The organism is Roseateles sp. (assembly GCF_046300915.1).
In the GTDB taxonomy this organism is placed as follows: domain Bacteria; phylum Pseudomonadota; class Gammaproteobacteria; order Burkholderiales; family Burkholderiaceae_C; genus Kinneretia.
The window spans coordinates 14,220-28,973 of sequence record NZ_JBKCLH010000055.1; the positions used below are offsets into that span (position 1 = coordinate 14,220).

The window sequence follows — 14,754 nt, forward strand, 5'->3', positions numbered from 1 at the left end:
ATCAAACCCCTTCGGCGTCACGCAGCGGACTGGCTTCCAGCTCATGCGCATACATCTTGCGCTGGCGCTCGCTGCCCTTGAAGATGCGGCGCACCACCAGGAAGAACACCGGCACGAAGAGCACGGCCAGCACGGTGGCGGTGATCATGCCGGACAGCACGCCGGTGCCGATGGCACGCTGGCTGGCCGAGCCCGCACCCGAGGCGAAGAACAGCGGCATCACGCCCAGGATGAAGGCCAGCGAGGTCATGATGATGGGGCGGAAGCGCAGATGCGCCGCCTCCAGGATGGCCTCCACCAGGCCCTTGCCCTGGGCCTGCAGATCCTTGGCGAACTCGATGATCAGGATGGCGTTCTTCGCGGACAGGCCAATGATGGTGATCAGGCCCACCTTGAAGTACACATCGTTGGGCATGCCGCGGAAGGTGGCGCCCAGCAGCGCGCCCAGCAGGCCCAGGGGCACCACCAGCATCACCGACAGCGGGATGGACCAGCTCTCGTACAGCGCGGCCAGACACAGGAAGACGGCCAGCAGCGAGAAGGCAAGCAGGATGGTGGCTTGCGCGCCCGAGAGCTTCTCCTCGCGCGACAGGCCCGTCCATTCATAGCCAATGCCGGCGGGCAGCTTGGCCATCATGGACTCCAGCTCGGCCATGGCCGCGCCGGTGGAAGCGCCGGGTGCCGCATCGCCGGCCAGGCGCATGGCCGGGTAGCCGTTGTAGCGTGTAGCCTGCATCTGGCCCGTGATCCAGCGCGTGTTCGCAAAGGCCGAGAGCGGCACGCTCTTGCCCACATTGTTGGTGACGTTCAGGGCCAGCAGATCCTGCGGTGTCATGCGGGCGGCGGCATCGGCCTGCACCACCACGCGCTGCATGCGGCCGCTGCTCGGAAAGTCATTCACATAGGCCGAGCCCAGCTGGGTGCCCAGCACGCGCGCCAGCACATCAAAGTTCACACCCAGGGCCAGCGCCTTGTCGCGGTCGATGTCGATCTGCAGCTGCGGCGCGTCTTCCAGGCCGTCGGGGCGCATGCCGGTGATCAGCTTGCTCTCGCGGGCCATGCCCATGAGCTGGTTGCGCGCGGCCAGCAAGGCCTCGTGGCCCAGGCCCGCGCGGTCCTGCAGGCGCAGCGCGAAGCCGGTGGCATTGCCCAGCTCGGGAATGGGCGGCGGCGAGAGCGGGAAGATGAAGGCATCCCGCACGCCAAACATCATGGCGCCCATGGTGCGCTTGGCCAGCGCCTCGGCGCTGTGCTCGGGGCCCTTGCGCTCGTCCCAGGGCTTGAGCGGCACGAACACCAGAGCGGCGTTCTGGCCCTGGCCCGAGAAGGAGAAGCCGATCACGCCCACGGTGTCGGCCACCTCGGGCTGCTTGTGCATGAAGTCCTCGACCGCCTTGACCGCCGCTTCCGTGCGGTTGGTCGTGGCGCCCGGGGGCAGCTGCACATTGACGATCAGATAGCCCTGGTCCTCATTGGGCAGGAAGGAGGTGGGCATGCGCACATAGAGCCAGCCCACGGCCACGACGATGGCCAGGAAGGCCACCATCATGCTGGGGCTGCGCTTGAGCAGCTTGGCGACCCAGCCCTCGTAGCCCTTGGCCGTGCGGGCGAAGCCACGGTTGAACCAGCCGAAGAAGCCGCGCTTCTCGTGGTGGTGGCCGGCCTCCACCGGCTTGAGCAGGGTGGCACACAGGGCCGGGGTCAGGGTCAGGGCCATCAGGGCCGAGAGCGCCATCGAGGCCACCATGGCCAGGGAGAACTGGCGGTAGATATTGCCCACCGAGCCGGCAAAGAAGGCCATGGGCACGAACACCGCGATCAGCACCAGGGTGATGCCGATGATGGCGCCCGAGATCTGGCCCATGGCCTTGCGCGTGGCCTCACGGGGCGAGAGCCCCTCCTCGCTCATGATGCGCTCGACGTTCTCCACCACCACGATGGCATCGTCCACCAGGATGCCGATGGCCAGCACCATGCCGAACAGGGTCAGCACATTGATGGAGAAGCCCAGGCCCAGCATGATGGCGAAGGTGCCCAGCAGGGCCACCGGCACCACCAGGGTGGGAATCAGGGTGTAGCGCCAGTTCTGCAGGAACAGGAACATCACCAGGAACACCAGGATCACGGCCTCGATCAGGGTCTGGACCACCTGGGTGATGGAGATCTTGACGAACTTGGAGGAGTCGTAGGGAACGCTGTACTCGACGCCGGCCGGGAAAAACTGCTGGAGCTGCGCCATCCGCTCCTTCACCGCCGTCGCCGTGCCCAGGGCATTGCCACTGGGCGAGAGCTGCACGCCGATGCCGGTGGAGGGCTGGCCATTCAGGCGTGCGTAAGTGCCGTAGTTCTGGCCGCCCAGCTCCAGCCTGGCCACGTCCTTCAGGCGCACGGTGGAGCCGTCCGGGTTGGCGCGCAGCACGATCTTGCCGAACTGCTCCACGTTCTCGAGCTGGCCCTTGACCACCACGGTGGCCGACATGGTCTGGCTGGAGAGGTTGGGGCGGTCGCCCATCACGCCGGCGGGCACCAGGGCGTTCTGCGCCGCGATGGCGGCATTGACCTCGGCCGGGCTGATATTGAAGGACAGCATCTTGGCCGGATCCAGCCAGATGCGCATGGCGCGCTCGGTGCCGAAGAGCTGGGCCTGACCCACGCCGGGAATGCGCTGGATCTCGGGCACGACATTGCGGGCCGCATAGTCACCCAGCGCAATCGGGTCCATGGAGCCGTCCTTGGACGACAGGATCACGAAGAGCAGGAAGTTGTTGCGCGCCTTGTCCACGCGCACGCCCTGCTGCGTCACCGCCGCCGGCAGGCGCGGGCTGGCGCGCGAGAGGCGGTTCTGCACCTCGACCTGGGCCAGGTCGATATCGGTGCCAGACTCGAAGGTCACGGTGATGGCGCCGGTGCCATTGGCCTGGCTGACCGATTCCATATAGGCCAGTCCCGGCGCGCCATTGAGCTCCTGCTCGATGACGGAGATCACGGCCTCGTCCAGGGTCTTGGCCGAGGCGCCGGGGTAGGCGACGTTGATGGACAGCGCCGGCGGCGCCACCGTGGGGTACTGGGCCACGGGCAGCTGGGTGATGGCCACCCCGCCGAACACCAGGATGAAGAGCGCGATCACCCACGCGAAGATGGGGCGATCAATGAAGAAACGTGCCATGGGTCAAACCTCCCGGGCTTAGCGGCTGGCGGCCGAGGCCGGGGCTTGCGGGGCCGAGGCCGGCGCGCCGCCCGCAGCGGCGGCGCTGGCAGCACCGGCCACGAAGGGCACCGGCTTGACCGGCGCGCCCGGCACGAACATCTTCTGGAAGCCGTCGGCAATCACCTGCTCGCCCGGCTTCAGGCCTTCCAGCACCACCCACTGATTGCCCTGGGCACCGCCGATCTTGACCTTGCGGGGCTGGGGCTTGTTGTCGGGGCCCACCACCAGCACCGTGTCACCGGCGCTGCCGCGGGTCACGGCCTGCTGAGGCAGCAGCATGGCGGCCGGCAGCTCGGCCTGGGCCAGGCGCACGCGCACATACTGGCCGGGCAGCAGGGCAGCGTCGGCATTGGGCACCTCGGCGCGCAGGGACACCTGGCCCGAGCTGGCGTCCACCGTCAGATCGGTGAAGAGCAGCTTGCCCGGCTTGCTGCTGCCGTCGTCCAGCAGCACCTGGACCTGGGCCGCATTGTGGCCGGCGCTGCGCATCTGGCCCTTGGCCAGGGCACGCTTGAGCTGCTGCACCTCGTTGGCCGACTGGGTGAAGTTCACATAGACGCTGGAGGTCTGCTGGATCAGGGCCAGCTGGGTGGCCTCAGCCGCGCTGACCAGGGCGCCCTCGGTCACCAGGGCACGGCCGATACGGCCCGAGATGGGCGCGCTGACGCGGGCGTAGTCCAGATTCAGCTTGGCGCTGGCAATCGCCGCCTTGGCAGCGGCCACATCGGCCTCGGCCTGCTTGGCGCTGGCCACGCTCAGCAGGTATTCCTGCTGGCTGATGGCCTTGGCCTCCACCAAGGGCTTGTTGCGCTCGGCCAGGGCGGCGGCCTGGCTGAGATTAGCCTGGGCCTTGGCCAGGCTGGCCTGGGCACTGTCGAACTGGGCCTGGTAGGGCGCGGGATCGATCTGGAACAGGGCCTGACCGGCCTTGACCTCGGCGCCCTCGGTGAACAGGCGCTGCAGCACCACGCCGTTGACGCGGGCGCGGACCTGGGCGGTGCGCAGCGCCTCCACGCGACCGGGCAGCTCGGTCTGCAGGGGCACGGCCTGCTCGGCCACCGTCACCACGCCCACCGGGGCCGGCGGCATGCCGCCACCGGCCGGACCGGCCGGCGCGGCGCCGTCCTTGGAACAGCCCGCCAGCACAGCCACCAGGGCCACGGTCAGGGGCCCCCAGTACAGCAGCCGCGCGCCCATTCCGAGCGTTGTGGTGTCGGGGGATTCGTCTTGATGAGCCTTTGCGGAGCAGATCACGTGTGAAGCCTTTCTGAGAAACGGCTACCGCCACGGCGCCTCATCACAAGGAGGTCGCCACAGGCCATGGAGCCGGAAGCTAGGGTTGGCCCAAAGTATATACACATACATACATGGATGTATGTAAAGCAAATTAAAGCTTAAAATCGTGGGGTCATGGTACGCAGAACCAAGCAAGAGGCGCAGGAAACGCGCCACCGGATCCTGGACACCGCAGAAACCCTGTTCCTGCGGCAGGGTGTCTCGCGCACGTCCCTGCAGCAGATCGCGGATGCGGCGGGGCTGACACGGGGCGCCATTTACTGGCACTTCGAGGACAAGAGCCAGCTCTTCGACGCCATCATGGAACGCGCCACCATGCCCATGGAGCAAGGCATGGGCGGCCAGGACACCGCCCCCCGGGATCTTTCCGAGCTGCGCTGGGGCCTGGTGAACATCTTCTTTCTGACCGTGAACCAGGATCGCACGCATCGCGCCTTCGAGATCTCCATGCACAAGGTGGAGTACGCGGGCGAGCTGGAAGGCCTGCGCGAACGCAAGGCCAGTGCCCACCGCGATTGGCGCGAACTCACCCTGCGCTGCCTTCGTCACGCCCAGGAACAGGGCCAGCTCGAAGCCCAGGTGGATGTAGCCACCGCCGCCGTGGCCCTGGTCAGCCTGGTGGACGGTCTGCTGCACCAATGGATCACGGAGCCCGCCGCCTTTGACCTGCTGGCCGTGGGTCAGGCGGCCGTGCAGGGCTTTCTGGACAGCCTGATGCCGGCCGGCCACGCCCTGCCCCCCATGAGCAAGGCCGAGCGCATGCGTCTGGGCCAGCTGCCCCTGTGTCCCGGCCTGCAAAGCGAAAAAAGCCCGGCTTGAGCCCCGGGCTTGCGGGGCGAAGGCTTCGGGTTTATCCGAGGTCAAGGGACAATACCGGGTTGCCCGCCAGGCATTGCCAACCGAGCCCGCCATGTCCGCCCACGCCACCATCGTCCCGCCCAAGCCCGCCAAGACCCTGACCGGCTACAAGCCCTTCTGGGCCAAGCGCTTTGGCCCCGCGCCCTTCCTGCCCATGAGCCGCAAGGAGATGGAGCAGCTGGGCTGGGACAGCTGCGACATCATCATCGTCACCGGCGACGCCTATGTGGACCACCCCAGCTTCGGCATGGCGGTGATCGGCCGCACCCTGGAGGCGCAGGGCTTTCGCGTGGGCATCATCGCCCAGCCGGACTGGCAGAGCGCCGAGCCCTTCAAGGCCCTGGGCAAGCCCAATCTCTTCTTCGGCGTGGCGGCCGGCAATATGGATTCGATGATCAACCGCTACACGGCTGATCGCAAAATCCGCTCGGACGACGCCTACACGCCCGGCGGCGAAGGCGGCAAGCGGCCCGATCGCGCCACCCTGGTCTACACCCAGCGCTGCAAGGAGGCCTGGAGCGAGGTGCCCGTCATCATCGGTGGCATCGAGGCCTCGCTGCGCCGCATCGCCCATTACGACTACTGGCAGGACAAGGTGCGCCGCTCCATCCTGGTGGATGCCAAGGCCGATCTGCTGGTCTACGGCAATGCCGAGCGCGCCATCGTGGAGATCGCCCACCGCCTGGCGCGCCGCGAGCCCGTGACCCAGATCACCGACGTGCGCGGCACCGCCTTCATGCGCCGCGATGACCACACCGGCCTGGACGAATGGTTCCAGATGGACTCCACCACGGTGGACACGCCGGGCCGCATCGACGAGCTGATCAGCCCCTACCAGACCGTCGAGGAAACCGCGGCCGACCAGGGCGCCAGCTGCGCCGCGGGCGAGAAACCCAGCGCGCCCGACGCACCCAAGCCCATCACCCTGCATCCCCGCGCCAAGCTGACCCTGCCGCCGCGCGAGAAGACCGTGCTGCGCCTGCCGGCCTATGAGCAGGTCAAGAGCGACCCGGTGCTCTACGCCCACGCCAACCGCGTGCTGCACCTGGAGACCAACCCCGGCAATGCCCGCGCCCTGGTCCAGGCCCACGGTGATCGCGACCTCTGGGTCAACCCGCCGCCCATCCCGCTCTCCACGAACGAGATGGACCATGTCTTCGACCTGCCCTATGCCCGCTCGCCGCACCCCAGCTATGCGGACGAGCAGGGCAGCCACGACGGTGCCACCAAGATCCCGGCCTGGGAGATGATCCGCTTCAGCGTGAACATCATGCGCGGCTGCTTCGGCGGCTGCACCTTCTGCTCCATCACCGAGCACGAGGGCCGCATCATCCAGAGCCGCTCGGAAGACAGCGTGATCCGCGAGATCGAGGAGATCCGCGACAAGGTCAAGGGCTTCACCGGCGTCATCTCCGACCTGGGCGGCCCCACGGCCAATATGTACCGCATCGGCTGCAAGAGCCCCGAGATCGAGGCTGCCTGCCGCAAGCCCAGCTGCGTCTACCCCGGCATCTGCCAGAACCTGCAGACCGACCACGGCCCTCTGATCAAGATGTACCGCCGCGCCCGCGCGCTCAAGGGCATCAAGAAGATCCTGATCGGCTCGGGCCTGCGCTACGACCTGGCCATCAAGAGCCCCGAGTACATCAAGGAGCTGGTCACCCACCATGTGGGCGGCTATCTGAAGATCGCGCCCGAGCACACCGAGGGCGGCCCGCTGTCCAAGATGATGAAGCCGGGCATCGGCACCTACGACAAGTTCAAGCAGCTCTTCGAGCAGGCCAGCGCCGAGGCCGGCAAGAAGCAGTACCTGATCCCCTACTTCATCGCCGCCCACCCCGGCACCTCGGATGAGGACATGATGAACCTGGCGGTCTGGCTCAAGAAGAACGGCTTCCGCGCCGACCAGGTGCAGACCTTCTACCCCAGCCCCATGGCCACGGCCACGGCCATGTACCACTCGAGCAAGAACCCGCTGAAGAAGGTGACCCGCGACAGCGAGGACGTGGACATCGTGCGCGGCGAGCGCCGCCGCCGCCTGCACAAGGCCTTTCTGCGCTACCACGACCCCAACAACTGGCCGGTGCTGCGCGAGGCCCTCAAGGCCATGGGCCGCGACGACCTGATCGGCAATGGCAAGCAGCACCTGATCCCCAGCTACCAGCCGCTCACGGATGGCAGCTACCAGAGCGCGCGCCGCAAGAATTCCAGCAGCGCCGCCCTGCCCCATGCCAAGCCCACGGTGGCGGCCAAAGCGGCTCCCGCCAAGACGACAGGCGGCCGCATGGCGCCGCAGACGCCCGCCAAGGGCCGGCTGCTGACCCAGCACACGGGTCTGCCGCCGCGGGTCACCGGCAGCGCCAAGCCGCCGGACGGCAAGAAACCGCGCTGAGTTTCGCGAGCGCTCGGGCGCTCAGGCCACCGGGGCCTAGCGCGGACGGCGCAGCCGATCGATCAAACGCCGTCCGAGCCGCCACCAGGCCAGGCCGGCACTGAGCCAGCGCAGCGTGCGCGATGGCCGGCGCAAGGCCAGCAGGCCCAGGGCCAGGGCGCCCAGGCGGGGCCACCAGCCCCCACCACCCGCGCCGCCAGCCAGGCCCTGGCGCAGGCCGGTCCAGAGTGACCAGCCGCGATCCGCCCAGCCCAGGGGGCCTTGCAGGGCCTGCACATCCTCGCGCAGAGCAGCGCGCAGCTCGGCACTGCGCAGGCGCAGCATCAGCTGGCGCTGGCGCAGCTCGCGTTCGGCCGCATCCAGCATCACTCGGCTCCCCCGCCCAGTTCCTGGCGGTCGCGCTTGAGCTCGGCCAGGCTGGCGGCGAACAGGCCACCCGGTGCGGACAGGCGCGCCTGAGCACGATTCCACAGCCCCCAGGCCAGGCCCAGATACAAGACCCCAAGCAGCAAGGCGGCCAGCCAGCGCCAGGCATCGGGGCACAGCAGCACGACGGCCAGGCTCAGCAGGCCCAGGGCCATGCCGCCGAACAGCAGGGCCATCAGGGCCCCCAGCAAGGCACCGAAAAGGCGCAGCTTCTCGGCCTCCAGCTCAGTGCCCAGCAGGCTCAGGCGCAGCTGCAACAGCTCCAGCCCATGATCCACGAGGCGCCGCAGCGCCTCCAGCAAGCCCGCCGGGGCAGGCTTGGCACCCGGCTCGTTCTGGCTCATCCCCGCTCCTTGTCCTGTTCTCTCAGACCATGAAGCTTAAACGGGCCTAGGACTTTCCCGGCGCCACGCGGCAGACTTGCCACAGCTCTGGTGTTCCGGCTTATGGGCGACAGGCAAATCGTCTATAACCCAGGTTTCGGAATGCGCCTTCTTGTGGGGCAGACCGGAACAAGACCAGAACTGTTTGAGACCATGTGATGCGAGCCGTCCCGACCGGGCGGCGCAGGACGAATTTATGCCCGAGTATCAGGAGCCAGCCGCAGCAGCCACGCCGGGCATCTACCCAGACGATGATCTGCTGGAGTTTGTGGACGGCCCCGAGGGCAACGCCGACGGGGGAAGCAGTTCCACCTTGATGCCCTGGCGGGTGCTGATCGTCGATGACGACGCCGATGTGCACAAGGCCACCGAGCTGGCCATGCAGGGTCTGCTGATCGAGGGGCGGCCCCTGAGCTTCTTGCACGCCAGCTCCGCCGCTGAAGCCCGCGAGCTGATGAGCCGCGAGCACGATCTGGCGGTGGTGCTGCTGGACGTGGTGATGGAATCCGAGAACGCCGGACTCCAGCTGGTGCGCCAAATCCGCGAAGACCTGCAGCAGCATGCGGTGCGCATTGTGCTGCGCACCGGCCAGCCTGGCTATGCACCCGAGATCGAGACGGTGCAGGCCTATGACATCAACGACTACAAGACCAAGTCCGAGCTGACCCGCACGCGGCTCTACACGGTGCTCACGGCCGCCATACGCTCCTACAAGCAGATCTGCGCGCTGGAGATCAACCGCAAGGGCCTGGAGCTCATCGTCGAGGCCAGCACCGAACTCAGCCGCCTGCGCGGCCTGCATCGCTTTGCCGAGGGCGTGGTGACCCAGCTCTGCGCCCTGCTGGGCGTGCTGCCCGAGGGCCTGATCTGTGCCCAGGCGGGCGGCGAAGGCCCGGGCGATCTGTGCGAAAGCCGCGTCATTGCCGCAGCCGGCCAGTACGGTAGCTTGATCAACAGCCCGCTGGCCGATGTGCAGGTCACCCATGTCCGCGAGCGCCTGACCCAATGCCTGCGCGAGCGCCGGCATCTGTTCGACGAGCACCACGGCACCTGCCTGTATTTCGGGCTGAGCGGCGAGCGCGCGATGGCGGCCATGGTGGACACGGGCCGCGAGCTCAGCAGCATGGAGCTGCAGCTGCTGCGCGCCTTCTGCACCAATATCGCGGTGGGCTTCGAGAACGTGCTGCTCTACAGCCGGCTGCTGGACCAGGCCTATCAGGACCCACTGCTGCACCTGCCCAACCGCGTTCGCTTCATCGAGCTGCTGGACCAGAATCTGCGCGACCCCTCGGGCGTCACCCTGGCCCTGATCGATCTGGACGACTTTGCCGGTGTCAACGATGCCTTCGGTCACAGCTTCGGCGATCTGGTGCTGCGGGCCGTGGCCCAGCGCCTGGGCGAGTGTCTGGGCTTCAACACCGCCATGGCCCGCGTCTCGGCCGACTCCTTCGGTCTGATCGGCCCCGACACCCTGGTCAATAGCGAGCGCATACGCAGCGCCTTCACCGCGCCTTTCGCGGTGGCCGAGAGCTGCAGGCGCTCCGCGGCCACCACCGGCCTGGTGCGGCTGACGGACTCCAACGCCCGGGGCTCGGAGCTGCTGCTGGACGCCCAGATCGCACTCAAGCGCGCCAAGCAACAGCACCGGGGTGCGGCCCAGTACTTCTCGCCGGAGATGGGGACCGACGCGCGCGAACGCTTCAAGCTGCTCAAGGGACTGCGCGCCGGCTTCGAGGAAAACCGGCTCTTCGTGGTCTATCAACCCCAGGTGGATCTGGCCAGCCAGCGCACCCTGGGCGCCGAGGCCCTGCTGCGCTGGCGCACGGCGGACGGCACTTTCGTGCCGCCGGACCAGTTCATCCCTCTGGCCGAGCAGAGCGGCCTGATCATCAGCATTGGCGAGTTCGTGCTGCGCACCGCCTGCCACCAGCTCAAGCGCATGGAGGACCTGGGCCATCAGGACTTCCGCATGTGCGTGAACATCTCCCTGGCGCAGTTTCGCCATCCGTGCTTCATTGCCACCCTGGAGCGCGCCCTGCAAGACTCGGGCATCAACCCGCGCAATCTGGAACTGGAGATCACCGAGTCCATGGCCATGGACGACGGGGAACTCGTGCGCCAGCTGCTGGCCGAGATCAAGCGCAGCGGGGCCAGCGTGGCCATCGACGACTTCGGCACCGGCTTCTCCTCCCTGTCCCAGCTGCGCCAGCTGGAGGTGGGCCGGCTCAAGATCGACCGCGCCTTTGTGCGCGAGGCCCAGAACTCCAGTGCCGGTCTGACCATTGCCCATATGGTCATCAATCTGGGCCGCGGCCTGGGCCTGACCGTGATTGCCGAGGGCGTCGAGACCGAGGAGCAGCGCCAGCAGCTGCTGGCCCTGGGCTGCCACGAGGGCCAGGGCTGGCTGTTTGCCAAACCGATGGCGGCAGACCTGCTCGAGACGTGGATGCAGGAGCAAAACCGCGCTCAGCACTGAGCACGCGCGCCCCTCACCCAAAACAAACAGGCCCCGCGGGGCCTGTTTTTGCGACGCAGGGCCCAGGGCCCTGGCTTCAGCGGCGTGCGATCAGCATGCCCAGCAGCAGGCCCACGCCGGCGGCCACGCCGATGGACTGCCAGGGGTTCTCATGCACATAGGCGTCGGTGGCCCGTCCAGCGGCCTTGGCGCGCTCGACCGCGGCATCCTGCAGATCGTGCAGATTGTCCTTGGCGCGATCCAGGGTGGCCTGCACCTTGGCCCGCAACTCGCTGGCGCCCTCGCCGGCATGACCGGCCGTGGCGCGCAGCAGGCTCTCGGCCTCGGCCACGACGGCGTGTAGATCGCTCACAAGACGCTGCTTCTGGACTTCGGTAGGCATGATCCTCTCCTTTCAAGCGTTGATGGACTAAGACTAGGCCGGGTTGTACGTCAGCACTCTGCCCTAGATCAAGAGCCAAGGCCCAGATTCGCACACGATGCCAAGTCTTTTTCGTCGAGCCGCACAAAGGCTCGCACATGACTCTTGAACCCGCGTAGACCTCCCCCATTTATCGGCCCGCACCACAGTACGGCGAGGCGGTCGCCGCATCAAAAGCTCCGGCTCAGGGCCAGGGCCAACAAGGGCTGCCGCTTGCGCTCCACCACGGGGCTGTCGGCGGCGTCACCCCTCAGGCTGGCCAGGCTGGCCTTGGCGAACAGCTGCCAATGCGCATCGAGCTGGTAGCTGACTTGAACAAAGCCACCCACGCTATGCAGGCCTGCCCCCACGGCATGCGGCCGCAAGCGGCTGCGCCCCGCCTCGGCCGCACTGATGCCGTACAGCCCTTGGCCCAGCTTGGCATCCATCAGCGTGGCATTCACGCCCAGAGCCAGTGCCAGTTCCGAGCTTTGAAGCAGGCCATAGCCCAGCTCGAACTCGGCATAGCTGCCGCGCCCTCCGGGCTTGCCAGCCGAGCCCAGGCGCGTGCTGGCCACAGCATTCAAGAAGACGGGTCCCTCGGCGAACTCCCCGCCCAGACGCAGGGCGGGGGCTATCTCGAACTTGTCCAGACCCAGCAGGCGTGGGCCATCCTTGGGACGCCGCTGATAGACATCCGGCGCCAGGGCCAGGCTGATGGCGGCGCCCTGTCCCAGACGCCGTTCATAGACCAGGCCGCGCACAGTGCTGATCAGGTAGTTCTCGCGCCAACGAGCCTCCAGCAAGGGGGTGCCCAGGGTGCGCAGCTCGCGGCCGCCGCTGTACTTGGGCATGGCGATCAGTGCCGCGCCCGCACGCAGCTGCCAGTCGGACGCCGCGGCCGCGGCGGGACGGGGCGCCGGGGCCTGAGCGATCACCAGCGAGCTACCCAGGGCCAGGGCCAATGTCAGGAAATAGGGGATCATGATGGGCTCATCGAGGTCGGAGTTGCGATGGGCTGCAGTGTCCAAAGCCCGGCATGAAGCCGACATGAACCGACGGCCCGGTCAGATGAAGCGTGCATGAAGCCCCCGGGTCCAGGCGGGCCGGTCCCGGGTGGACGCCCTCCTAGAATTCGCCGCCAAGGCCGCGCAAGCTCGGCCCATCAGGAGGGGCCCGCGCATGGCCAGCATTCTTCTTCTCGAGGACGATCTGCCGCTGGGCCAGTCGCTGCAGCGCGTGCTCAGCATGGCCGGCCACAAGGTCTTGTGGCTGAGGACCGCCGCCGATGCACGACGCTTTCTGCAGGAGGACGGCGACTTCGCCCTGCTGCTGCTGGACATCACCCTGCCGGACGGCACGGGCCTGGATCTGCTGGCCTGGTGGCGGCAGCAGGGCCGCAAGACCCCGGTGATGATGATCACCGCGCGCGACAGCGTGGATGAGCGCGTCGAGGGTCTGGACTGCGGTGCCGACGACTATCTGGGCAAACCCTTTGCGATGGAGGAAATGCTCTCGCGCGTGCGTGCCCTGCTGCGCCGGCACTGCGGCCAGGCCAGCAATGTCTGGCAGCTGGGCGCGCTGAGCCTGGACACCGCGCGCCGTCGAGTGCAGCTGGATGCTCAGGAAGTCCCGCTCTCGGTGCGCGAGTACGACATCCTGCTGAGCCTGGCGGCCGAGCCCGGCCGGGTGATGACGCGCGAGCAGATCGAGCGCAGCCTGGGCGGCAGCGATCTGCTGGACAGCAATGCCATCGATGTGCACATCTACAAGCTGCGCAAGAAGCTGGGCAATGACTGGATCAGCACGGTGCGCGGCGTGGGCTATGCGCTGGAAGTGCCCCTGCCGGCCGACGGCGCGACGCTGCCATGAGCGGCGCTTCCATCTCAAACCGCCCCTGGGCCCCGCGCTCGCTCAGCGGGCGACTGATTGCCTGGCAGGCCCTGGCCCTGTTGCTGGCCTGGCTGGCCCTGGCGGCCCTGCTGACGCTGCGCGTGGTGGCCTGGGGGACGGATGAGGTCGAGACCCGTCTGCAGCAGATGGGCACCGTGCTGGTGGCTGCAGCCGGCAGCCCCGAGCCCGAGCTGGCCCAGCGTCTGGCCGATGCCGACCGCGCCGTGATGGCCCTGCTGGGCCTGGACGATGATGTGGGCGCCGGACTGCACCCCATCTACCAGGTCTGGGATGCCGAGGGGCGCCTGCTGGCCCGCAGCCCCCGCGCGCCCGCAACACGCCTGGACGCCGCGCCTGCACCGGGCGAGAACCCGGCCTGGGTGGTGCGCCGACTGGACCCCGGCCAGGGACGGGCGCTGCTGCTGGCCGAGCCGCGCGAGATCCCCCTCAGCGCTGCGATGCCGGTGCTGTGGCTGATCCTCACGTCCCAGCTGGGCGTTTTTGTCTGGCATGGACTGGGGAGCTGGATCAGCGTGCGCGTGGGCCTGCGGCCCCTGGCCCAGCGGGCCCAGCGCATCGCCCGCCGCCCGGCCGGCGATCTGGCGCCGGTGCAGGTGGACCGGCTCTACACCGAGACCGCCCCCCTGGTGAGCGCGCTCAACGGCCTGCTGTCGCGCGAGGGCCAGCGCCTGGAGGCCGAGCGCCGCTTTCTGGCCGATGCGGCCCATGAGTTGCGCACCCCGCTGGCCGCCGTCAATGCACAAGCCCATCTGCTGCTCAGCGAGCAGGAGCCCCAGGCTCGCCATGAAGCGGCACAGGCCCTGCGGGCCGGCGTGGCCCGGGTCTCCCATCTGCTGGCCCAGCTGCTGACCCTGGCCCGCGCCGAGACCTCGGCCCTGACGCCTCGGGCCGAACGCCTGGACGCGGCGGCCCTGCTGCGTGAGCGTGTGGCCATGCTGGCCCCGCTGGCGCGCCAGCGGGGTATTCAACTGGAAATGCAGGCGCCCGAATCCTGCGAAGCCCAGCTGGAACGCAGCGGCCTGTGCTCCATGGTCGACAACCTGGTGGACAACGCCATCCGCTACAGCCCGCCCGGCGCCCGCGTGGAAGTGGCCCTGGACGGCAGCCCTGCCGGCCTGAGCGTCACCGTGCGCGACAACGGCCCGGGCCTGGCGCTGGAGCAGCGCGAGCGCGTCTTCGAGCGCTTCTATCGCGTGCCCGGCACCAGCGAGCAGGGCACCGGCCTGGGGCTGGCCATCGTCAAGCGCATTGCCGAGCGCGAGCGTGCCACGCTGGACTTTGTCGAAGGTCTGGACGGACGCGGGCTGGGACTGAGGATCAGCTACCCGAACGCTTGACCCGGGCTCTGCAGGGCTGGCAGCATCGTGACACGCTATCCTAGCCCTGCACCTATTTCACGGA

General features: G+C 68.1%; 11 protein-coding genes. 5 read left to right on the plus strand and 6 right to left on the minus strand.

Translation table 11 applies throughout. The features are described from left to right. Position 1 precedes the first annotated feature (1 nt). Both ACK5F2_RS04045 and ACK5F2_RS04050 read right to left on the minus strand, forming a co-directional pair. Entirely contained in the window at positions 2-3,166 is a 3,165-nt protein-coding gene (locus ACK5F2_RS04045) for an efflux RND transporter permease subunit (protein WP_409862971.1), read from the minus strand. A gap of 18 nt (positions 3,167-3,184) precedes the next feature. Next, entirely contained in the window at positions 3,185-4,405 is a 1,221-nt protein-coding gene (locus tag ACK5F2_RS04050; RefSeq protein WP_409862972.1) for an efflux RND transporter periplasmic adaptor subunit, read from the minus strand. 213 nt (positions 4,406-4,618) lie between these two features. Here ACK5F2_RS04050 and ACK5F2_RS04055 point away from each other — a divergent pair, with 213 nt between their 5' ends. Continuing rightward, positions 4,619-5,323 (plus strand): TetR family transcriptional regulator, encoded by a 705-nt coding sequence (locus ACK5F2_RS04055; protein ID WP_409862974.1) that lies wholly within the window; start codon positions 4,619-4,621, stop codon positions 5,321-5,323. Positions 5,324-5,414: 91 nt separating this feature from the next. Beyond that, on the plus strand, positions 5,415-7,754 hold the full coding sequence (locus ACK5F2_RS04060; RefSeq protein WP_409862975.1) for a YgiQ family radical SAM protein: 2,340 nt from the start codon (positions 5,415-5,417) through the stop codon (positions 7,752-7,754). A gap of 36 nt (positions 7,755-7,790) precedes the next feature. Here ACK5F2_RS04060 and ACK5F2_RS04065 read toward each other — a convergent pair whose 3' ends face one another. Together ACK5F2_RS04065 and ACK5F2_RS04070 are read right to left on the minus strand one after the other, a co-directional pair. After that, on the minus strand, positions 7,791-8,120 hold the full coding sequence (locus ACK5F2_RS04065) for a hypothetical protein (RefSeq protein ID WP_409862977.1): 330 nt from the start codon (positions 8,118-8,120) through the stop codon (positions 7,791-7,793). Continuing rightward, on the minus strand, positions 8,120-8,524 hold the full coding sequence (locus ACK5F2_RS04070; protein WP_133605521.1) for a phage holin family protein: 405 nt from the start codon (positions 8,522-8,524) through the stop codon (positions 8,120-8,122). The genes ACK5F2_RS04065 and ACK5F2_RS04070 overlap by 1 nt, the downstream gene beginning before the upstream one ends. A 235-nt stretch (positions 8,525-8,759) precedes the next feature. On the opposite strand from ACK5F2_RS04070, the gene ACK5F2_RS04075 reads away from it, so the two are divergent. Then, positions 8,760-11,039: an EAL domain-containing protein gene (locus ACK5F2_RS04075; RefSeq protein ID WP_409862978.1), complete on the plus strand. Its 2,280-nt coding sequence runs from the start codon at positions 8,760-8,762 to the stop codon at positions 11,037-11,039. A 76-nt stretch (positions 11,040-11,115) separates the two neighbouring features. Here the strand turns inward: ACK5F2_RS04075 and ACK5F2_RS04080 are convergent, their stop codons facing one another. Together ACK5F2_RS04080 and ACK5F2_RS04085 are read right to left on the minus strand one after the other, a co-directional pair. Beyond that, complete coding sequence (locus ACK5F2_RS04080) at positions 11,116-11,421, minus strand: YqjD family protein (protein ID WP_133605523.1); 306 nt, start codon at positions 11,419-11,421, stop codon at positions 11,116-11,118. A 209-nt stretch (positions 11,422-11,630) separates the two neighbouring features. Continuing rightward, the gene (locus ACK5F2_RS04085; protein WP_409862980.1) at positions 11,631-12,425 is read right to left on the minus strand and encodes a MipA/OmpV family protein; all 795 of its coding nucleotides are present in this window, start codon (positions 12,423-12,425) and stop codon (positions 11,631-11,633) included. A 196-nt stretch (positions 12,426-12,621) separates the two neighbouring features. Here ACK5F2_RS04085 and ACK5F2_RS04090 point away from each other — a divergent pair, with 196 nt between their 5' ends. Together ACK5F2_RS04090 and ACK5F2_RS04095 are read left to right on the plus strand one after the other, a co-directional pair. Beyond that, a complete protein-coding gene (locus ACK5F2_RS04090) occupies positions 12,622-13,311 on the plus strand; it encodes a response regulator transcription factor (RefSeq protein ID WP_409862981.1) in 690 nt (229 codons plus the stop codon). Beyond that, positions 13,308-14,690, plus strand: coding sequence for an ATP-binding protein (locus ACK5F2_RS04095; RefSeq protein ID WP_409862982.1), 1,383 nt, complete (start codon positions 13,308-13,310; stop codon positions 14,688-14,690). The genes ACK5F2_RS04090 and ACK5F2_RS04095 overlap by 4 nt, the downstream gene beginning before the upstream one ends. Positions 14,691-14,754: the final 64 nt, after the last annotated feature.